19 protein-coding genes are annotated in these 20,290 nt (G+C 66.9%); 12 read left to right on the top strand and 7 right to left on the bottom strand.

Annotated elements, in window-relative coordinates:
- A complete protein-coding gene (locus QWZ14_RS04980; RefSeq protein WP_290315460.1) occupies positions 1 to 1,281 on the top strand; it encodes a tyrosine-type recombinase/integrase in 1,281 nt (426 codons plus the stop codon).
- Here QWZ14_RS04980 and QWZ14_RS04975 read toward each other — a convergent pair.
- Positions 1,247 to 1,525 (bottom strand): helix-turn-helix transcriptional regulator, encoded by a 279-nt coding sequence (locus QWZ14_RS04975; protein ID WP_290315459.1) that lies wholly within the window; start codon positions 1,523 to 1,525, stop codon positions 1,247 to 1,249. The two genes, QWZ14_RS04980 and QWZ14_RS04975, sit on opposite strands and share 35 nt — an antisense overlap.
- 233 nt (positions 1,526 to 1,758) lie before the next feature.
- Here QWZ14_RS04975 and QWZ14_RS04970 point away from each other — a divergent pair, with 233 nt between their 5' ends.
- The 3 genes from QWZ14_RS04970 (at position 1,759) to QWZ14_RS04960 (ending at position 6,037) form a co-directional block, all read left to right on the top strand.
- Positions 1,759 to 2,727, top strand: coding sequence for an ArdC family protein (locus tag QWZ14_RS04970; RefSeq protein ID WP_290315458.1), 969 nt, complete (start codon positions 1,759 to 1,761; stop codon positions 2,725 to 2,727).
- A 77-nt stretch (positions 2,728 to 2,804) separates the two neighbouring features.
- On the top strand, positions 2,805 to 4,946 hold the full coding sequence (locus QWZ14_RS04965; RefSeq protein ID WP_377754779.1) for a ParB/RepB/Spo0J family partition protein: 2,142 nt from the start codon (positions 2,805 to 2,807) through the stop codon (positions 4,944 to 4,946).
- Between the two features lie 62 nt (positions 4,947 to 5,008).
- A complete protein-coding gene (locus tag QWZ14_RS04960; protein ID WP_290315456.1) occupies positions 5,009 to 6,037 on the top strand; it encodes a DUF7146 domain-containing protein in 1,029 nt (342 codons plus the stop codon).
- Between the two features lie 176 nt (positions 6,038 to 6,213).
- On the opposite strand, the gene QWZ14_RS04955 is transcribed toward QWZ14_RS04960, so the two are convergent.
- Both QWZ14_RS04955 and QWZ14_RS04950 read right to left on the bottom strand, forming a co-directional pair.
- Positions 6,214 to 7,140, bottom strand: a complete 927-nt coding sequence (locus tag QWZ14_RS04955) for an ImmA/IrrE family metallo-endopeptidase (protein WP_290315455.1) — start codon at positions 7,138 to 7,140, stop codon at positions 6,214 to 6,216.
- A gap of 3 nt (positions 7,141 to 7,143) precedes the next feature.
- Entirely contained in the window at positions 7,144 to 7,524 is a 381-nt protein-coding gene (locus QWZ14_RS04950) for a helix-turn-helix domain-containing protein (RefSeq protein ID WP_290315454.1), read from the bottom strand.
- 160 nt (positions 7,525 to 7,684) lie between these two features.
- Between QWZ14_RS04950 and QWZ14_RS04945 the strand changes: the two genes are divergently transcribed.
- Positions 7,685 to 8,797, top strand: a complete 1,113-nt coding sequence (locus QWZ14_RS04945) for a multiubiquitin domain-containing protein (protein ID WP_290315453.1) — start codon at positions 7,685 to 7,687, stop codon at positions 8,795 to 8,797.
- Positions 8,798 to 8,947: 150 nt separating this feature from the next.
- On the opposite strand, the gene QWZ14_RS04940 is transcribed toward QWZ14_RS04945, so the two are convergent.
- A protein-coding gene (locus tag QWZ14_RS04940; RefSeq protein WP_290315452.1) for an IS630 family transposase occupies positions 8,948 to 9,894 on the bottom strand; the annotation gives its coding sequence in 2 pieces (ribosomal slippage) (positions 8,948 to 9,555 and positions 9,555 to 9,894; 948 coding nt in all).
- Here QWZ14_RS04940 and QWZ14_RS04935 point away from each other — a divergent pair.
- The gene (locus QWZ14_RS04935) at positions 9,887 to 11,251 is read left to right on the top strand and encodes a ThiF family adenylyltransferase (protein ID WP_290315451.1); all 1,365 of its coding nucleotides are present in this window, start codon (positions 9,887 to 9,889) and stop codon (positions 11,249 to 11,251) included. The two genes, QWZ14_RS04940 and QWZ14_RS04935, sit on opposite strands and share 8 nt — an antisense overlap.
- Positions 11,248 to 11,580: a DUF6527 family protein gene (locus QWZ14_RS04930; protein WP_290315450.1), complete on the top strand. Its 333-nt coding sequence runs from the start codon at positions 11,248 to 11,250 to the stop codon at positions 11,578 to 11,580. The genes QWZ14_RS04935 and QWZ14_RS04930 overlap by 4 nt, the downstream gene beginning before the upstream one ends.
- Positions 11,581 to 11,594: 14 nt before the next feature.
- Here the strand turns inward: QWZ14_RS04930 and QWZ14_RS04925 are convergent, their stop codons facing one another.
- Together QWZ14_RS04925 and QWZ14_RS04920 are read right to left on the bottom strand one after the other, a co-directional pair.
- A complete protein-coding gene (locus tag QWZ14_RS04925; protein WP_290315449.1) occupies positions 11,595 to 12,536 on the bottom strand; it encodes a hypothetical protein in 942 nt (313 codons plus the stop codon).
- Positions 12,533 to 13,117 carry a DUF6932 family protein gene (locus QWZ14_RS04920; protein ID WP_377752830.1) on the bottom strand — a complete coding sequence of 195 codons (585 nt, stop codon included), beginning with the start codon at positions 13,115 to 13,117 and terminating at the stop codon, positions 12,533 to 12,535. Before QWZ14_RS04920 ends, QWZ14_RS04925 begins: the two co-directional genes overlap by 4 nt.
- A gap of 678 nt (positions 13,118 to 13,795) precedes the next feature.
- On the opposite strand from QWZ14_RS04920, the gene QWZ14_RS04915 reads away from it, so the two are divergent.
- The 5 genes from QWZ14_RS04915 to QWZ14_RS04895 all read left to right on the top strand — a co-directional run bounded on the left by QWZ14_RS04915 (position 13,796) and on the right by QWZ14_RS04895 (position 19,692).
- Positions 13,796 to 14,728, top strand: a complete 933-nt coding sequence (locus QWZ14_RS04915; protein ID WP_290315447.1) for a DUF2493 domain-containing protein — start codon at positions 13,796 to 13,798, stop codon at positions 14,726 to 14,728.
- 102 nt (positions 14,729 to 14,830) lie between these two features.
- A complete protein-coding gene (locus QWZ14_RS04910) occupies positions 14,831 to 15,370 on the top strand; it encodes a hypothetical protein (RefSeq protein WP_290315446.1) in 540 nt (179 codons plus the stop codon).
- 466 nt (positions 15,371 to 15,836) lie between these two features.
- Positions 15,837 to 16,154 (top strand): DUF736 domain-containing protein, encoded by a 318-nt coding sequence (locus QWZ14_RS04905; RefSeq protein WP_149536470.1) that lies wholly within the window; start codon positions 15,837 to 15,839, stop codon positions 16,152 to 16,154.
- 153 nt (positions 16,155 to 16,307) lie between these two features.
- Positions 16,308 to 16,694, top strand: coding sequence for a hypothetical protein (locus QWZ14_RS04900; protein ID WP_290315445.1), 387 nt, complete (start codon positions 16,308 to 16,310; stop codon positions 16,692 to 16,694).
- Between the two features lie 40 nt (positions 16,695 to 16,734).
- A complete protein-coding gene (locus QWZ14_RS04895; protein ID WP_290315444.1) occupies positions 16,735 to 19,692 on the top strand; it encodes a type ISP restriction/modification enzyme in 2,958 nt (985 codons plus the stop codon).
- A gap of 43 nt (positions 19,693 to 19,735) precedes the next feature.
- Here QWZ14_RS04895 and QWZ14_RS04890 read toward each other — a convergent pair whose 3' ends face one another.
- Positions 19,736 to 20,290, bottom strand: coding sequence for an RES family NAD+ phosphorylase (locus tag QWZ14_RS04890; RefSeq protein WP_290315443.1), 555 nt, complete (start codon positions 20,288 to 20,290; stop codon positions 19,736 to 19,738).

Below are 20,290 nucleotides of genomic sequence, written 5' to 3'. Positions count from 1 at the left end.
ATGCTCACCGATATCGCCATCAAGCGGCTGAAACCCAAAGACAAACCGTACAAGGTCGCTGACCGTGACGGTATGTATGTCGCGGTCCTGCCGTCAGGAGCGATCTCGTTCCGCTACGACTATCGGCTGAACGGGCGCCGCGAAACGCTGACCCTCGGCGCCTACGGACCTGGCGGACTGACGCTTGCCGAAGCCCGGGAGCGCTGCCTCGTTGCTCGCAAGACTGTTGCGGCCGGACAGTCGCCCGCCCAGGAGAAGCAGCGCGCGAAGCGCCGCGCGGCAGCAGCACTCACCATCGCGGCCGCCGGAGCGCGCTGGTTCGAAGGCGCGCGAATGGCCGAGAGTACACGGGCCATGCGCAAGGCAATCTTCGACCGAGACATCCTGCCGACGTGGAAGAACAGGCTCCTGTCGGAGATCACACCCGACGACCTGCGCGGGCTCTGCGCCAAAGTGAAGGAGCGCGGCGCGCCCGCGACCGCGATCCATGTTCGCGACATCATCAAGCAGATCTATGGCCACGCGATCCTGCATGGCGAGAAGATTGCGAACCCGGCCGACGAAGTGGGGCCGGCATCAATCGCCACCTTCGTGCCGAAGGATCGTGCGCTTTCGCCGTCGGAGATCCGCATTCTGTTCGACCAGATCGAACACGTCGCAACCCTGCCGACTATACGGCTCGGGCTCCGCCTCATTCTCCTGACCATGGTGCGCAAGAGCGAATTGCTCGATGCGACCTGGGACGAGGTAGATTTTGAAAACGCTGTCTGGACTATTCCGAAGGAGCGCATGAAGCGCTCGCGCGCGCACAACGTCTATCTGGCGCGACAGGCACTCGATATCATGGTCGCGCTGAAAACCTGCGCTGGTAATTCACCCTATGTGTTGCCCTCTCGCTATGAGGCCGACCAGCCGATGTCCCGTGCGACCTTCAATCGCGTCATCTACGCGGTTGTCGGGCGTGCGAAGACCAGCGGGCTGCCGTTGGGCGCCTTCACGGTGCACGACCTGCGGCGCACTGGCGCGACGTTGCTGAACGAGCTCGGCTTCAACAGCGACTGGATCGAGAAAAGCCTTGCCCATGAGGACAATCGATCGTCGCGCGGTGTCTACAACAAGGCGGAGTATGAGCTGCAGCGTCGACACATGCTCCAGGAGTGGGCGGACATGATCGACGCATGGTGCAGCGGACAGAAGCGGGTTCCCACGCTCTATCCGCCGACGATGCAGCTTGGGCCCACAGACGTCATGCCTTCACAGGCCGTATCCGCCGCATCCTGACATCGGGTATTGGCGCGCGCATTGATGCGCCACGGTCAGCGCCGTGCCGCCGCTCCGCGAGCCATGCTGCGATTTCTGCGTAGTCCCAAGCCACGCAACGCGGCGTCAGATGGAAGCGTCGTGGAAACTCGCCCCTCTGCTCCATCTCGTAGATCGTCGTGTCCGATAGTGGGACGAGATCCCGAAGCTCGTGCCGTCGAAGGGTTCGGCGAAGAGCGGGGAAGCTGCGCTGATTCTCGGACATGTGCCGCTCCGTGACGATCGCTATCGCCATGCAGCGGCATCTATCGAGCAGAGAAAAGCCGAGATTGAATGCCGTAGTGCCGCGTCGCGTCGCTGCGTGCAAATCGGATGGTGATCCGCTGGCAACGCAAACGTCTGACCGCGCCGAAGAGTGTGAGAGTTTGGCGGCTATCGCCGTGACGGGTTTCGGGGCCGAGAGAGAGGCTCGAGGCCGGCCCGTCATGGAGAACCGCCATGACCCGCTCCGCGACACGGCCGGCCCCGAGCGGCCGAGCCTCGGGTGACCGCGCAAACCTCTACGACGAGATCACCGGCAGGATCATCGCCGAACTCGAAGCCGGCCGCCTGCCCTGGATGCAGCCCTGGGGAACCTCGGGTGTCGCCGCACCAATCGCCCTGCCGAAGAACGCGGCGACCAGCCGGCGCTACTCCGGGATCAACGTGCTGATCCTCTGGGGCGCCGTCGTCGAGCGCGGCTACGCCGGCCAGAGCTGGCTCACCTTTCGCCAGGCGCTCGCGTTGGGCGGCAGCGTGCGCAAGGGCGAGCGCGGCACGACCGTCGTCTACGCCGACCGCTTTATCCCCGGCGAGGAGCGCCAGCGCGTGCAGGAGACGGGCAAGGACGCCCGCGCGATCCACTTCCTCAAGCGCTTCACCGTCTTCAACGTCGAGCAGTGCGACGGACTGCCGCCCGAACTGGTGGCGGCGGCGCCGCCTGCGGATACCTTGCTCATCGAGCCGCGGGTTCAGGCACTGATCGCTACATCAGGCGTCGACCTCCGCGTCGGCGGGGAGCGCGCTTACTACGACGTGCTTGGCGACTTCATCTGCGTGCCGCCGCCGCAGGCCTATTTCCAGCCGATCGACTGGCACCGGACCGCACTGCACGAGCTCGGCCACTGGACGGGGCACGCGTCGCGCCTCGGCCGCGAGATCGCCAACAGCTTCGGCTCGAAGAAGTACGCGCAGGAGGAGCTGGTCGCCGAGATGACGGCGGCCTTCACCTGCGCCGCGCTCGGCATCGTGCCGACGGTGCGCCACGCCGACTACATCGGCTCCTGGCTGGAGGTCTTGCACGAGGACAATCGCGCGATCGTCCGCGCGGCGAGCGCCGCGTCGAAGGCGGCGGACTTCCTGCTCGCCTTCGCGCCCGAGACCGAAGCGGTCAACGAGGACGCAGACGCGGCAGAGGCGGTGTCGTGAACGGCCGGCGCAAGGCCGCGGCTCCGCTCATCGCGGCAGAGGCGGAAGATCGCTACGGCCACTACATCCGCGAAGCAATGACCACGGAGGGTGGACACCTCGCCATCGGTCGCGGCGGCTTCACCCTGTACTTCGCCCGCGGTGCATATCTCAACCGGCTCGTGCTCAGCCAGGCGAATGTCCGCCGCATCAAGGCCGGCATCGCCGTCGAGGAACTGGCCGAGGACATTGCCCGGCGCACCCTGCTCCAGAGCCTCACCGTCCGCCCCGTGCTGGACGACGACGGCAATGAAACCGGCACCTTCGAGGTGCCCTCGGGCGGCCGGCGCTTCCGCGCGCTCGAACTGCTGGTGAAGCAGAAGCGCCTCGCCCGCACCGCGCCCATCCCCTGCATCATCCGCACCGAGGGCATCGCCGAGGAAGACAGCCTGGCCGAAAACGTGCAGCGCGCCCCGCTGCATCCGCTCGACCAGTTCCGCGCCTTCCAGGCGCTGCGCGAGCGCGGCCGCTCGGAGGAGGAGATCGCCGCGGCCTTCTTCGTCTCGGTCGGCGTCGTCCGGCAGCGGCTGCGCCTCGCCGCCGTCTCGCCACGCCTCCTCGACGTCTATGCCGAGGACGGCATGACGCTCGAGCAGCTGATGGCCTTCACGGTCAGCCCCGACCACGAGCGCCAGGAGCAGGTGTGGGAGGCGCTGCAGCGCTCCTACACCAAGGAGCCCTACCAGATCCGCCGCCTGCTGACCGAGGGCGCCGTCCGCGCCTCCGACAAGCGCGCGCGCTTCGTCGGCGCCGAAGCCTACGAGGCGGCGGGTGGGCTGATCCTGCGCGACCTGTTCCAACCCGACGACGGCGGCTGGTGGCAGGATGCGGGGCTGCTCGACCGGCTCGCGCGCGAGCGGCTGGAGCGCGAGGCCGAGGCGATCCGCGCCGAGGGCTGGCGCTGGGTCGAGGCCGCACCCGACTTCCCCTACGGCCACACCTACGGCCTGCGCCGCCTGTGCGGCGAGGCGCAGCCGCTGAGCGAGGACGAGACGGCGCGGCGCGAGGCGCTCCAGGCCGAGTTCGACCGGCTGGAGCAGGACTGCGCCGAGGCGGATGAGGTGCCGGAGGAGACCGACCGGCGCCTCGCCGAGATCGAGGAGGCGCTGGCGGCATTTGACGACCGGCCCGTCGCCTACGATTCCGCGGAGATGGCGCGCGCTGGCGTCTTCGTCAGCGTTGACGGCTCGGGCGCGCTGCGCATCGAGCGCGGCTATGTCCGGCCGGAGGACGAACCGCCGGTCGCGGCCGAGCCGGAGCAGGAGCAGGTCGGGACCGACCAGCCCTCGGCCGATGCGGAGACGGAGGGCGAGACCACGGCCGAGCCCGACACCGGCCCGGCCGCCCCGCCCGCCGAGCCGCCGGAGGAGGACGAGGGCATCCGCCCGCTGCCCGACCGGCTGCTGACCGAGCTCACCGCGCACCGCACCCTCGCGCTGCGCGACGCGCTGGCCGCCGATCCGCAGACGGCCTTCCTCGCCGCGCTGCACGCGCTCTGCCTGCGGTTGTTCTACCGCTACGGTCTCGACTCCTGCCTGGAGATCGAGCCGAAGAGCGCGCTGTTCTCGGCCCAGGCGCCTGGCCTCGCCGACACCGCCTCGGCGCGCGCCATCGAGGCCCGCCACGCGCGCTGGCAGGCGCAGATGCCGACGGAGCCAGGGGAGCTCTGGCTGGTCCTCGCCGGCTTCGATGCCGACAGCCGCGAGGCGCTGTTCGCGCACTGCATCGGGCTGACGATCAACGCGGTGCACGAGGCCTACAACCGCCGGCCCAAGGCGATCGCGCATGCCGACCGGATCGCGGAGGCCGTCAGCCTCGACATGGCCGCGGTCGGCTGGCGGCCGACGGCGGAGGCCTATCTCGGCCGCGTCACCAAGGGCCGCATCCTCGCCGCCGTGCGGGAGGCGCGTGGCGCGCGGGCGGCGGAGCGCATCGCCGGCCTGAAGAAGGCGGAGATGGCGACGGCCGCCGAGGAGCTGCTCGCCGGCACCTGCTGGGTGCCCGAGCCGCTGCGCACGCCGGGCCAGGTCTTCGCCTCCGTGGAGCCGGAGACGGAGGCGGCGCCGGAGGGCGAAGCGGAATCGGCGGCGGAGGGCGGCGAACCGGCCATCGCGCCGGAGCCGCCGGCCGAGGACACTGAGACGGCGGCGATCCCCATCGCCGCCATCGCCGCCGAGTAACCGGCCTCCCTGCACCTCGCGGGCCCGTCGCAAGGCGGGCCCGCATCTTCATGGAGGGACCGATGCGCGAGGATGCCGCAGCGATCGCGCGCCGCCTGGCCCGCGACGCCGAGGCGGTCTGCCGCCACTACCTCTCCAACGGCCGGCGCGAGGGGCGCTGGTGGACCGTGGGCGACGTTGCGAACACGCCGGGGCGCAGCCTGTTCGTGCGGCTGCACGGGCCCGAGGCGGGGCGCGGCGCCGCCGGGAAGTGGACCGACGCCGCGACGGGCGAGCATGGCGACCTGCTGGACCTGATTGCGCGGGCACGTGGCCTCGACAGTCTGCGCGACGTGATGGACGAGGCGCGGCGGTTCCTGAGCCTGCCGGCGCCGCAGCGGCCATTGCCGCGCGCGCCGGTCGCGGCAGGCTCGCCAGATGCGGCGCATCGGCTGTTCCACGCCGGGCAGCCGATCAAGGGGACGCTCGCCGAGACCTATCTGCGCGCACGCGGCATCACGTATCTGGACGACCTGCCCGCGCTGCGCTTCCACCCGCGCTGCTACTACCGCGCGGACGAGAACGCGCCGGTCGAGACCTGGCCCGCGATGCTCGCCGCGGTGACGGACCTCGACGGCACGATTACCGGCGTGCACCGCACCTGGCTCGCGCGCGATGGCAGCGGGAAGGCGCCGGTCGCGACGCCGCGGCGGGCGATGGGGCGGTTGCTTGGCAATGGGGTACGTTTCGGGGCCGCACAGGACGTCGTCGCGGTAGGCGAGGGCATCGAGACAATCCTCGCGCTACGCTGCGTCATGCCTGCGCTGCCGATGATCGCCACGCTTTCGGCAAGCCATCTCACGGCGCTTGTCCTGCCGCATTGTGTGCGTCGACTCTACGTTGCCAGAGACAGCGACCATGCGGGCGCCCGCGCTGCCGCAACGCTGACCGAGTGCGCGGGGCGTGCGGGCATCGAGCCTGTCGCCTTGAGCCCGCGTTCGGACGACTTCAACGACGATCTGCTCCAGATCGGACCTGCCGAGTTGGCTGCGTGGGTGCGCGTGCAGATGGCACCAGCGGATACAGCCCTGCTGCCTGCCGGCACCGGCTAACCTTAGCCAAATGGTCATCTCCTCGCCGTCATGACTTCGTCCGCTTCGCGCCCATGACGGTCGTAGCGGATGACCGGGTCAACTCTCGAAAGCGGTCGCCAGCATCAATACGATATTTGCCCCACAGATCGGCGCAGGCGTCCAAAGCTTCCAAGTTGGATTGGTCGCGTCTTCCCTCAACTGCTGACCCTCAATACTGGGCGCGGCACTGCGAGAGTTCGGACAGCGTGGATTAAAATGAAAACTTGATGGGTCTGCGTGAACGACTCGGCAATGCACTCGTGCCGGTCGCCATTGCGATCAGTGAGGACAATTGCCCGCTTACCGGACGACTTGTAGCCATTGAGCGGCACAAGCGCTCCAATATCGTCATTGGGTGTGTAGACCGCTCGCCAGCCATATTGGCCGAACGTTGCCGTGAAACTCTCCGACTGGATCGCGCGTCGCAGCGTCGCACGGAAACCATCCCCCGCAATCAGTTCTGGCTGGTTCAAGACCACAACCGCGCAGGCACGGTGATTCTTAGACACGTATTGGCGGACGCAGGAGTAAATTGAGGCGTCGAAGGATTTAGCGAGTTTGACGGGCGTCCAGATGCTGAACGCGTGGCCTTCAGCCATGTCACGGAAACTGTCGAGCTGAAAAAGTACTTCAGCCGCAAAGACATTGGCTTCGCGGTCGAAAAGTTCAGCGGCTTGAACATCGAGCGCTTTATCGCAGTCTTCGACCAAGGCGTACATCGGCCGTTGCCACGGCAAGAACCCATGCGCGGACTCATGCAGGCGCACGAACCGCTTTTTCACCGCCACCAGCGTCTGGTCGAGAAAAATAAGTCCGGCGGTGGCGTGAAACAGGCCCATGACCTTGTTGACCGCCCGCTTCAGGGCACCGCCTGCCTGGTCCACGGTCGACCTAAGGCGCGCGATGAAGCCAGGGTTAAGGACGTCCTCTTTGACTTCCTCGACCTTGGCCACCGACATGATGTGATGAACGGGCGTGGGGAACACGCCGAGCGCGCCTGCTTCGCGCAGCGCGCGCTCGGCCTCAGCACGGACCCGGGCGAACTGTTGTGGGGTAAGGCTACAATCGTCCGGTCGTTGCACTGACTACCCCTTTTTCGAGCGCAGATAGGCGAGGTAGTCCAGAAGGGCGTTCTCTTCCTCGGCAGTCAGGTTGTCGACCGCGAAGGTTGCCGCGCGGCCGTGCTTGGCGCTCTCCGGCCTTTCTGTCGACGGCACAATATACCCTGCGCGCTCCATGAGCGTCTCATAGGGGACGGCGAGCGCCGTCGAGAGAGCATAGAGAATGTGCGGGGAGGGTTTAGTGATCTTGCCGCTTTCGAGTTGGCTGAGATAGGCGTTCGAAACCTCCTTTCCTGTCGCCTCTTCGACCTCTCGCTGTGACAGCTTCATGTCGGTGCGCGCTTTTTTGATGATTTGGCCGAGGTTGGTCGGCCTGCTGGTCTGATCAATGTCGCCATTGGTCATGCGGGCTCCTCTGCTGAAGCTCGGGCGTAGACGCCGAGCGATTGATGTCTAGCGCGAGACGCTAAGTTTGTCAAGCACGCTAGGTAGATGCTTGACAAACTTAGCAAGCGCACTAATTTTAGCGATACCGGCGTTGAGGCCGGCAACGTTGGAGTACCCAATGACCAATGTTACGGAGGCCGCCGTCGAGCGCGGCAAGGCTCGCCACCAGATCGAGGTCGCGGATGGCACGCTCACATATCGGACCGTCGCCATCGACGATCTGACGCCGACCGGCGCACAGGTTGCTGCGGCGGCTGGTTTCAGGCCCAAGCAGAACGTTGTGGTGCTGCAGGTGCTTCCTAGCGGCGAGCTTGAGGATGTGCGGCCCGGCGAGACGATTGACCTGCGCCACGCAAGTGGCCGTTTCGTTATCGTCGAATCGGATCGCGACTATTTCCTCATGCTCGACGGTCAGCGCTATCCCTGGCCGTGCCGGATCATTACCGGCGCGGTGCTGCGCAAGCTGGGCGGAGTGCCGGAGGATCATGCGATCTACGAGGAGAAGGCGAATGAGCCCGATAGCCTCGTCAACAGCATCGATCTGGTCGACCTCGACGGCCGCGGCGTCGAGTCCTTCGTCAGCCGCAAACCTGTCTGGACGCTCAACATCCAGGGCGTCGAGATCAACTCGGCGACCCCGACAATCCTGGTGAGCGACGCGCTCACGCGCGCCGGTTTCGACGCGACGCAGAGCTGGCACATCTTCCTCAGGGTGAAAGGCCAGGCCAAACGCGAAGTCCAGATTACCGATCACATCGATCTGCGGACGCCCGGCATCGAGAAGATCCGGCTGACCCCTAAGGAGGTTAACAACGGCGAGGCGCTTCCTGCGCCTCGCCGCGACTTCGCGTTGCTCGACGCGGATGACGACTATCTTGATCGCCTGGGCTTGCGCTGGGAGACGGTCGAGGACGCCGGCCGCCGCTGGCTCCTCATCCGTCGCTATCCGGTCCCGGCCGGCTATACGGCCGAGCGGACGACACTCGCGCTCGAAATCCCGCCGACCTATCCCGGCGCGCAGATCGACATGTTCTATACCGATCCGCCTTTGGCGCTCGCCTCGGGTCGGGCAATCGAGTGCACGCACATCGCAGCGACCATCGGCGGTGTCCCCTTCAACGGCTGGTCACGCCATCGCGGCCTGGGCTCGCCGTGGAACCCAGCAGCCGACAATGTCTCGACTCATCTCGCGCTGGTCGAATCCGCGCTCGCCAAGGAAGTCGGTGAATGATTCCGGCGTCGAGCCTCGCCTTCGCAGGCGCCACTCACGCGAAAGTGCGTCAGCATCTCTATCCCGGTGACGGCTGCGAGGCGGCCGCAATTCTGCTCTGCGCGAAGCCGGCAGACGGACTGCGGCAGCGGCTTCTAGAGCGTTTTCCGATCAGTCTGCGTCATAGCCGGCGGCGGCGAAGTAGTTGGCGCATTCGGTTGGTGTGAAGGTGTCGATGATGCGGCCGATGCTGCGCCAGAGGTCATCGAGGGTACGCTCGGCCGCCTTGCGCAGCATGGCCTTCAGCTTGGCGAAGGCCTGCTCGATGGGGTTGAAGTCGGGGCTGTAGGGTGGAAGGTAGAGCAGGCTTGCCCCTGCAGCCTCGATTGCGGCTCTGACGCCTGCGCCTTTGTGGCTGCCGAGGTTGTCCATCACGACGATATCGCCAGGGCGGAGCTCGGGCACCAGCACCTGCTCCACGTAGTCTTGGAAGAGGGAGCCGTTGATGGGCCCATCCAGGACCATGGGCGCGACCATGCCGGTGTTGCGCAGGCCGGCGACAAAGGTCGTGGTCAACCAATGGCCGTGTGGGATGGCGGCCCGTAGCCGCTCACCCCGGGGTGCCCGGCCGTGGGTGCGGGCCATGTTGGTGCTGGCCCAGGTCTCATCAATGAACACCAGGCGGTCTGGGTCAAGGTCGGGCTGCGCCTCGAACCAAGCCCAACGACGCCTCAGGATGTCCGGGCGGTCCTGCTCCTCGGCATGGGCGGACTTTTTTTCCATGTCATCCGGCGCCGGTCAAAGAAGCGCCACAACGTGCCGATGCCGGCAGACACACCAGCCTTCGCCAACTCGGTCCGGATCTCCTTCAGCGTCATGTCGGACCTCTGGCCGATAAGACGCAGGATCAGCGCCGCATGGGCCTCGATCCGCGCCGAACGCCGGTCCCCACCGAGCGGCCCTGGCGCGACCGAACCCACCTTTCGTGTCAGTGCCGCCCATCGGACCGCGCTGGCCGCGCTCACCCCGAAGCGAGCCGCTGCCGCCCGGCACGACGATCCCGCCGCTACCGCTGCCACCACGCGTTCCCGCAAATCGATCGACAGCGCCTTGGACATACCCATCGCCCCTCTTGCCGAGGAGCAACTGAATCATCTCCACGCGGCTTTGCGGATCACAAGCGATTCAGTCAGGCAGGAAACCGCACTAGTTCGCGACGCGATCCTCGTTCCTCATGCCGATTGCGCCTGTCGTGCGCCTGACCGGATCACGTGGCCTGGGGCCTGGATCGAGACCGCGATCGACGCGGCGGAGGCCGATGACCTTGCGCTTGTCCTGATCCATTCGCATCCCGGCGGTCTATTCGCCTTCTCGGATGTGGATGATGTGAGCGATCGGCATGTCATTCCCGGCCTTTTCCAAGCTCTCGGGCCGCTGCACGGCTCGGCGATCATGACCCCAAACGGCGCCGTTCGCGCCCGCTTCTACGCGCCCGACACGCAAGCTCGGGCGGTTGATCTCGTTTCGGTCGCCGGCGACGACTTGTCCTTTTGGTGGGACGATTGCGCTCGCTCAAACGACCACTTGGCCCGTCCGCTTGCCTTCACGGGCGCGATGACGCGAGAGCTCGGTCGCCTCACCGCCGTAGTGGTCGGCGTGTCTGGCACAGGCTCGATCGTCGCGGAGCAGGCCGCGCGCTTGGGGTTTGGTCGGGTCATTATGGTGGATTTCGACCGGGTCGAGGCGCGCAACCTCAATCGGATCCTAAATGCGACGACACGCGATGCGGAGATGCGCGTCCTGAAGGTCGAGATGTTCGCTGCCGCGATCCGCTCGCACCGCGCTGGCGATGTGCCCGTTCCCGTCGCGGCCTCGGTCGCAACGCGCGAAGCTGTGCTAGCCGCCAGCGCCGCCGACATTCTGTTCTGCTGCGTCGACACGCTCGAAGCGCGCCACATCGCCGATCTGATCTCGGTTGCTTTCCTGATTCCCTTTATTGACGTTGGCGTGGTCATTCCCGTCCGTAAGGCGGGCGCAGGCATGGCGATCGCCGACGTGTGCGGTCGCATCGACTACGTTCAGCCGGGCGGATCGAGCCTCCAGGACCGAGCGGTCTATTCGCCCGAGTCATTGCGCGCCGAGTATCTACGCCGTGCTGCGCCCGAGGCGCATCGCCAAGAGCTCGAGGCCGGCTACATCAAGGGCTTGATCGAGGAAGCTCCTGCGGTGATCACGCTCAACATGCGGGCGGCGGCCGCTGCTATGAACGAGTTCATCGCGCGCGCTTATCCCTTTCGTTTGGATGCGAATGCGCTTTATGCCCGCACGCAATTTAGCCTTGCCGCCTGTGAGGAGGAGTATGTCGCCGAAGCGAATTTTCCCCGGAGCGCAAGTCAAGCCTTCGCTCGCGGCGCCGCCGAGCCGCTTCTTGGCCTGCCCATGTTGAAACTGCCAAGCCCGGCGAGGTCCGCATGAACTTCACCCGCTGGTGGCGCAACACCTGGGCGCGGATCGCGCCGCGCCGCCGACTGATCATCATCGAGGGCGACAGCCTGCCCAAGCGGTTGCCTCGCCGTAACCTCGTGCTGGCGAGAGAGGGCGGTGAGGACTGGTGCCTTGGCATGCGTTGCCCATGCGGCTGCGGCGATACGATCGAGCTGCTCGTGATAGATGAAGCCAAGCCTCGCTGGGACATCGCGCTCGACGGGAATGGCCGACCGACCCTGTCACCCTCGGTTTGGCGGAAGAAGGGCTGCCGCTCGCATTTCTGGTTGCGGGGCGGGCGGGTCGAATGGTGCGATTGACGGTGTGAGTTCGCTTAAGCCCGATCCGACGGCTCCAGTCCGAGGAGCGTATAGGTTTCGCGCACGACGACTTCGTCGCGTAATACCCGCTTGACGTGAAAGCGGCCCTTCCCGTCGACATTCACGAAGTCGCGATTGAAGCGACCGAGCTGGTCGGCGGTCAAGGCGCGATCGATCCTGCCCCTCAACGTCCCGCGATCCGCGCCGGCGCGGAATTCGAATTGATGTGCGTCGGGCAGGACTCCTGCCAGTTGGCCAGCAATCAACTCCTCGTCGTCCTGCAACACTGTCGAGGATGCGCGATCTGCTGCCCTGGCGACTGCTTCGGCTCCGAAGCTGTTGTCGCGATCGCCAGCGACTACGCGCAGCGTCGCGCCACGCTGGCGCATTAGGCCGAAGAACTCGCGCGCCGTGCCGAGCACCCGATCGTCAATCTCCTCGACGGCCGTGCGAAAAGCTTCTTCATCGGGTTCGCCAAAAGCGCCGAGTAAGCGCGCGGTCTCGTCGATCGCAGCTTTCAGCGAGGTATCGACCATCTGATGCTGAGGCTGCATCTCTTCGAAGAGGAATCCGAAAGAGCCTCGGACGATATTGGTGATGTGAAGCGTTGAAGCGCCGCGATATGGAACGACGCCGCGCTGGCCGAGCCCACCATTTTCATGCGCTAGGACCTTAGCGACCAGGTCTTGAAATCTTGTCACTGCCGCCCCGCCAAACTCGCTTTCGATACCACGCGAGCCCAGCACCGGCTGCCCGCCAAAGAAGAGGGCAGCGGCCGCCGTTGGCTCGTCCACGTTATCATCGAGCGCCGCAAGGTCGCGCTTCAGCTCGTCCAAACGCGCTTCAAGGCCGAAGCGCGTCATCACGTCCTCGTCGCCGAGCTGCGCAAGCAGACCGTTGACCGCCGCGATATCTGCTGTCGCGAAGTCGCGTTCCAGCTTTTTTAGTCGCGTCATGGCTGTCCTCCTACGGCTGCTGCCGGTGCAGCGCCAAGCCTCGACAGGGCTGCGGCGTCATCAGCGACATCTTCCATTCGAACTTGAAGCATCCCCTTCCACAGGTCGTCTCCGCGACGATGAGAGAAGAGGCCGAGGAAATAGCGTGCCGAGCTGACGAGAGCCTCGGGTGAGCCGTCGAGATCAACGGGGAAAGCGTCAAGTCGGTACTGCGCTTTCACAATATTCCGCACGAAGAGAGCGCCATTTGCTCGAATAAGCATCAACAGCTGCTGCGGGTCTCGAATACCGTGTGGCCGGTAAAGAAAGCTCACGACGTCAAGATCGCGTGGTTGCTTGTCTTCGACGAAACTGCCGTCGAGCCATTGGAACCCGCGCGCGAAACCGATCGCGCGCAAGCTGGCTCGGTGGTTCAGCCAACCACGCAGGATGTCCCGACGCTCAAGTGAGGAAGCCAACGTTGTGACGACCTCAAGAGCGATCGTCACGTAGGGTGACATGTCCTCGGCTGCGCCACCGGGGCCATGTGGCCCAACGTAGGGTGGCAATACGCCATCGATTGTGAATGCTGGAATGGGCATCAGCGCCTACTCGAAATGCGCCAATGTGGAGCTGACTCTACCAAGCTGACCGCTGTCACTAGCCCTCCTCCGATGCGAACCCCATAAACCCGAGCCGAGGTCGACACTGTGCGCCCGCAATCGACTTCGGTGATCATCCCAATCCCCACTATCCGCTGTCATCCTTTCAAACCACGAAGATTCTCAAGAGCGGAAGGACCTATAGGGTCCAACGTGCCGGCGGCTTGGAAAAGGCAAACGATCGTACCACCAATGCGGTCGAGAGCATATTGCCGCCCAGCGTATGTCCGCTTTTCCACTCCGTGCCATCGAGAGCGGCCTGTCCGCTTTCGGCCAGAACTTATCATTTAGTAGCGGCATTGCTTGGACGCTGAAGCAGTGGGACGTGCTCGACTTGCTGGCCGTCCGTCGGCAGTCTCTCGCGCATCACCGCGCCCACGACCTTCTCGCCGGCGATCGGGCCGGAACCGGGCCATCCCCGCAACGCCGTCGCGCAACTTTCTTCCCCGCGGCCCTGACGGGCCGCTTCCTCGCGAGGCAAGAAAGCCGCGCGCCGGCGTCCTCCGCTGCGCTTCGGCCCTCCGGCTTCGCCTGCGGGTGCCGGTCCGTCCCGTCCCCGGCCGGGTGATCGCCACGAAGGCCGCGATGGGCGCGGCCCGTGACAGCGAGGACCCGGCCATGACCGATCGCTTCGACGACGCCGAACCCACCCGCGCCGCCTCCGCCACCGCGCACCTGCTCGATGAACTCCAGCTCCACGGTTACCGTCCCTTCGCCGACGAGCCCGACCCCCGGCCGCTGCCCGATCCCGACCGCCTCTCCGGCGCCGTCGCCGACATCTTCGACGCACTCGTCACGAGCATCGGCGAGACGCGGCTCGAGCCCGACCTGGCCGATCTGCTCTGGTCGCTGGTCAACCTCTTCCATCGCGGCATCGACCGCATCGGCCGCGAGCTCGACACCAACGAGGGCGCGCAGCAGCGCTCCCAGCGCGAGCAGGACGGCTCCGAGGTCCGCTCCGTCGAGCTGGAGCGCCTCCTCGCCCAAGGCCTCACGCTCATCGAGCGCCGCAATTCCTTCGAATTCCTCCGCGACGCTGCGGCCGAGCACTTTGAGCACCACACCGGCTCCGCCTGGCGCCCGCGCGCGGGATCGATGGTCAGCCGCCGCACGATGACCGCGGCGATGATCGACAGCCGCGACTTCCTCGCCGCCAGGCGCCGCGCCGAGACCGAGCCGCTGCTGCCCCCGGGCGTGCGCATCGCCTTCGCCGGCGGCGTCGAATGCAACGACCACCATCGCATCTGGGCCGCTCTCGACCGCGTGCATGCGAAGCACCCCGAGATGGTGCTGCTGCATGGCGGCACGCCGAAGGGCGCCGAGCGCATCGCCGCCTGCTGGGCCGACCAGCGCAAGGTGCCGCAGATCGTCTTCAAGCCGGACTGGCACCGCCACGCGAAGGCCGCCCCCTTCAAGCGCAACGACGCGCTGCTCGAGACTCTGCCGATCGGCGTCATCGTCTTCCCCGGCTCGGGTGTCACCGACAACCTGGCCGACAAGGCGAAGCGCCTCGGCATCCCGCTCTTCGACTTCCGCGCGGGCGGCGGCTAGCGCCGCCCGCACGACGATGCGCTCGCGCAAAGGCGAACCGCTGCGCGCCCGCGATCCGCTACAATCGCAGCGCATCATCACGCCTCGACCGGGGAAGGTCGCATGACGCTCGGCATTGTCGTCAGCCTGTTCGGCCTCGGCACGGCGCTCGTGCTGCTGTTCACGCTCGCCATCTACGCCGTGCCGTTCTTCGTCGGGCTGACGGTCGGCATGTGGGCCTTCGAGACGGGCGCGGGCGTGATCGGCGCCGTGCTGATCGGCCTCGTCACGGGCGTGGTCGCGCTTTTCGCCGCGCAGCTGGTCTTCGCCTCCGTGCGCTCGCTTACCCTGCGGGCCGTGATCGCGCTGCTGTTCGCGGCACCGGCGGCCGTGGCCGGTTACCACGCGGTGCTCGGGATCTCGGCGCTGCTCGTGCCGTCGGAAGTCTGGAGACACCTGTTCGCGGCGATCGGCGGCCTCGTGGTCGGTGTCTCAGCGGCAGTGCAGCTGGCTGCGTTCGCGGGCGCCGGCGCCCAGCCGAGGCAGGCCACCGTTGGCCGTCCTGACGCCGAGTTCACCGAAGGGGTGGGACCAGATCAGCCTCGCCTGCCATCCCCCTCCACGGCACGCCTGCCCGCGCCGTCATCGGGATCGCGCGGCTGAACCGAAACAGGGCGGCCCTCGCCGGGAACATCCGCGCCGCGACCCGTACAGCCGGGATGATGCGCAACAGGGCCGGCGTTTCGCCTTCCCCGTTCCGGCCGGATCCTCCCTTTTGCACGCCGAGGGCGCCGTGACCGCGATGCCTGGTCAATCGCGCTTGTGCCGGGCGCGACGACAGTCGTCTGCTGTCTCCGTGGTCCGTCCGGTGTCGCGCTGCCACGCTGCCTCGGATGGCCTGATCTAGCCGAGGGACGGCTGACGCCGCGGGCGCCTCGGCCGCAACGGCGCCGGTGCGACTTTCTTCCCCTGCGCGTGCCGCGCATTCCTCGCGAGGCAAGAAAGTCTCCCAGCCCCGTCCTCCGCTGCGCTGCGGCCCGCAAGTGGGTGCGTCGGCGCCCGCCCCCGGCCGGACGATCGCCATCGAGGCCGCGATGGGCGCGGCCCGATCGACAGACAGGAGACAGTCATGGCGACCATCGGCACTTTCACCCGCACCGGCGACGGCTTCACCGGCACGGTCTCGACGCTCACCCTCGATGCCAAGGTCCAGGTCCGGCCGGCCGAGAAGAGCAGCGACAAGGCCCCCGACTTCCGCATCTTCGCCGGCCGCGCCGAGATCGGAGCGGCGTGGAAGAAGACCTCGAACGAGGGCCGCGACTACCTCTCGGTGAAGCTCGACGACCCCTCTCTGCCGGCGCCGATCCTGGCGAACCTCTTCGAGATGGAGGGCGGCGAGTTCGAGCTGATCTGGTCCCGCCCCAACGGCAACCGCAGCAGGGAGTGAACGGCCAACGGCGCCCCGCCCGCGAGGGCGGGGCGCCAGCCTCACAGGTTCAGCGCGAGACCACGCCTCGTCGGCACGGCGGACTGGCGTCGCAGCGATCGGCTTCGTAACCTTTGGTTGAACACGATCACCGAAGCGGATTCGCACCGACCCATGGCTGATTCTCTCTCCGCCGCGGTGTCGCGCTTCGGCGCATCGCTCAAGGCAAAGCTTTCCGGCAAGGCAGCGGTCGGCGCACCGGAGGACCAGCTCCGCGCGCCGCTCGAGACGCTGATCGCCGACCTCGCCGCCATCCTGCTGTTCAAAGCCGGCGATGTGGTCGCGATCGGCGAAACCACGCTGTCCTCCCTGAAGACCCGACCGGACTACGCCGTCCGCGCCAGCAATGCCCTCGTCGGCTTCATCGAGGTCAAGGCGCCCGGCAAGGGCGCCGACCCGCGCCGCTTCAAGGACGAGCACGACCGCGACCAGTGGACCAAGCTCAAAATCCCTGCCGAACCTCATCTACACCGACGGCAATGCCTTCTCGCTGTGGCGTGATGGCGCCCTCCAGGGCGAGATCGTCCGGCTGTCCGGCGACGTGGAAACCGCCGGTGCCGCGCTCACGGCGCCGGATGCGCTAACCCGCCTGTTCGGCGACTTCCTGCGGTGGGAGCCGATCCCGCCGACCAACGCGCGCGCGCTCGCCGCGCTCAGCGCCGGCCTGTGCCGCCTGCTGCGCGACGAGGTCACCGAACAACTCGACCAGAAGGTCCCGGCGCTGAGCGGCCTCGCCGAGGATTGGCGCCGGCTGCTGTTCCCCGAAGCCAGTGACGAAGACTTCGCCGACGGCTACGCGCAGGCCGTCACCTTCGGACTGCTGATGGCGCGCGCACAGGGCATCGTGCTCGCCGATGGCCTGGACCGCGTCGCGAAGGCTCTGGCCAAGACCAACACGGTGATCGGTGGCGCCTTCCGCGTGCTGACCGACGATGTCGATGGGCAGGAAGCGTTGAAGACGTCGCTCGGCACCCTCACGCGCGTGCTCGATGCCGTGGATTGGGCTGCCATCGGCAAGGGCGACCCCGAGGCCTGGCTGTATTTCTACGAGCACTTCCTGGAGGCCTACGACAACGACCTGCGCAAGCTCACCGGGTCCTACTACACGCCGCCCGAGGTGGTCACCGCGATGGTGCGCCTGGTGGATGACGTGCTGCGGGACCCGGCGCGCTTCGGACAGCCGGAAGGCCTCGCCTCCAACGAGGTCACGCTGGCGGACCCGGCCGTCGGCACGGGCACCTACCTGCTGGGCGTGCTACGGCGCATCGCGGAAACCGCGCGCGCCGACGGCGCCGGCACGGTGCCCGGCGTTATCCGCGCCGCGCTGAAGCGCATCATCGGCTTCGAGTTGCAGTTCGGCCCCTTCGCCGTCGCGCAGCTGCGCCTGCTGGCGGAGGTCGCCGACCTGCTCAAGGTGAAGGGCACGGTGCCCGCCGACGTGCATCTGCGCCTCTATGTCACCGACACCCTCGGCAATCCCTATGCCGATGAGGAGTACATCCCGCAGATCCTTAGGCCCCTCGCCGAATCCCGGCGGGAGGCGAACAAGGTGAAGCGCGCCGAGCCGATCACCGTCGTGATCGGCAATCCGCCCTACAAGGAGAGCGCGAGGGGACGCGGCGGATGGGTCGAGGCCGGCAGCGATAACGCGAGGGAGCCCGCGCCGCTTTCGAGGTGGATGCCACCGCCCGAATGGAAGGTCGGCGTGCACTCGAGGCATCTGCGCAACCTCTATGTCTATTTCTGGCGCTGGGCGACGTGGAAGGTGTTTGGCGATGCCGCGGCCGCGCCGCAGGCGCGGGCAGACCGGCGAGGGATCGTGTGCTTCATCACCGTGGCAGGATTTCTGAACGGGCCGGGCTTCCAGGCGATGCGCGCCGATCTGCGTCGCACGGCGGATGAAATCTGGGTGGTGGACTGCTCGCCGGAGGGGCACCAGCCGGCCGTCGCCTCACGCATTTTCCAGGGCGTTCAGCAACCCGTGTGCATCGTGCTGGTGGCGCGCACGGGCAAGGCGGATGCAAGCAAGCCGGCCCGCGTGCGGTATCGCGCGCTGCCGGTTGGGCGGCGGGAGCAGAAGTTTGAGGCTTTGGCGGAGCTGACCCTCGATGGTGACGACTGGATCGAGTGCCCACAGGAGGAGCGCGCGGCCTTTTTGCCTGCGGCAATCGGAGGATGGGCCACGTATCCAACGTTGCATGAACTGTTCACCTACAACGGCCCGGGCATCATGTCGGGGCGAACCTGGGTGATCGCCCCTGATGGCTGGTCTCTACAGGAACGCTGGAACCGCTTGATTGCAGAGCGCGACCCAGACCGAAAAGAAATGCTGTTCTTCCCGCAGCTTCGCGAGGGGAAGCTCGCGGGTCGCCACATTAATAGGATCGTTCACGAACACCTCGGACGTCATCGAACGCCCTCGATGAGCGTCGCGGCTAGCAAATGCGGCCCGGTCTCGCCAATTCAGTATGGCTTTAGGAGCTTCGACCGACAGTGGATCATCCCCGATGCTCGCGTGATAAATGACTACCGTCCCGAGCTTTGGAGTGCGGCTTCAGAGATGCAGGTTTATCTCACTGCGCCACATGATCGGGCGCCAAGCGGTGGACCAGCGGTGACCTTCTGTTCGGTCGTTCCCGACCTGCATCACTACAATGGTCGTGGCGGTCGCGCCTTTCCGTTATGGTCCGACAGCGCCGCGGCGACGCCGAACATTCCTGCCGCAGTGATGGCCGCGTTCTCCTCCGCGCTTGGCACTTCAGTCTCCGCTCCCGATCTCCTCGCCTATATCGCCGCCGTGGCCGCGCACCCTGCCTATGCCACCCGCTTCGCGACCGATCTCGTACAGCCTGGTCTGCGCATCCCGCTCACCACCGACGCCGCTCTTTTTGCCGAGGCCGCACGCCTCGGCCGCCGCATCATCTGGCTACACACCTTCGGTGAGCGCTTCGTCGATGCGTCCGAGGGCCGCCCCGCCGGCGCGCCGCGCCTGCCCGCCGCGGAACGCCCGACCATCCCGGAAGACGGCGCCATCCCGACCGACCCCGCTGCGATGCCGGACACGATCCGCCACGACGCGGCCACCCGCCGGCTGCATGTCGGCCAGGGCCATGTGGACAACGTCTCTCCGGCGGTCTGGGCCTATGAGGTCTCTGGCAAGCAGGTGTTGACGCAGTGGTTCAGCTACCGCGGCCGCGACCGTTCGCGCCCAATCATCGGCGACCGCCGCAAGCCCTCGCCACTCGGTGACATCCAGCCGCCCGGCTGGCTGCCGGAGTACACAACCGAATTGCTCAACGTGCTGAACGTGCTCGGCGGCCTGGTCGCGCTGGAGACCGCGCAGGCCGACCTGCTGGAGCGCATCTGCAACGGCCCCACGCTGCCGGCCTCGGCGCTCCATGCCGCGGTTGCGGCGGACACGACGAAGGCGCCCGCCGCACGGCGCGGCCGCCGACGCGTGGCGGCGCAGGGCGATCTTTTGGGCGGGAGCGATCCCTGACGCGCCAGCGGCGCGCCGTTCAGCCGTTGCGCTGCGCGTTGCGCTAGGCCGTCCAGTCGACGATGCCGTGGTCGCGCACGACCTCGACCGCCTCCGGTCCGGCAACGCCGCAGAACACCACCAGGTTGGGATGGGCGGAGCGCGCGCTGGGCACGAACAGGCCGTCGCGGCCGTGGAAATGCGCGGCCTCCGCGATCTCCTGCGTGCGCGGATATTCGAGCTGCCGTTCGCTGTAGGACAGCTGACCGAACGCGCCGGTCTTGAGGCCAAGGCCCGCGAGCACGTCGAGGGATGCGATGCGCACGCAGGCGTCGAGCGTGACGCGAAGCTCGTGCAGGCCATAGCGCGCCTGGGACGGCATAACGGGCTGGCCGCGGCTGAGATGGAAGAACATCTCCGCCCGCGCGCCATCCTCGTGCGTCGAGGTGTAGAGAACCTCGAAGCTGCGATCATCCCAGCGGCCGCCCACCGCGCTGCACTGCGTCGGGTCGCGCCCTTCGCGCACGACGCGCCACACCGGGCCGCTCCAGGCCTCCCGCGGCAGGGCCTCGACGGCGTCGAGCAGGTGGTTGTCGCGAGGGGAGCGGGCCGCGGCCAT

The sequence above is a fragment of the Paeniroseomonas aquatica genome (genome assembly GCF_030409335.1).
Lineage (GTDB): Bacteria > Pseudomonadota > Alphaproteobacteria > Acetobacterales > Acetobacteraceae > Belnapia > Belnapia aquatica.
This window is presented reverse-complemented; position numbering and strand designations above follow the sequence as displayed.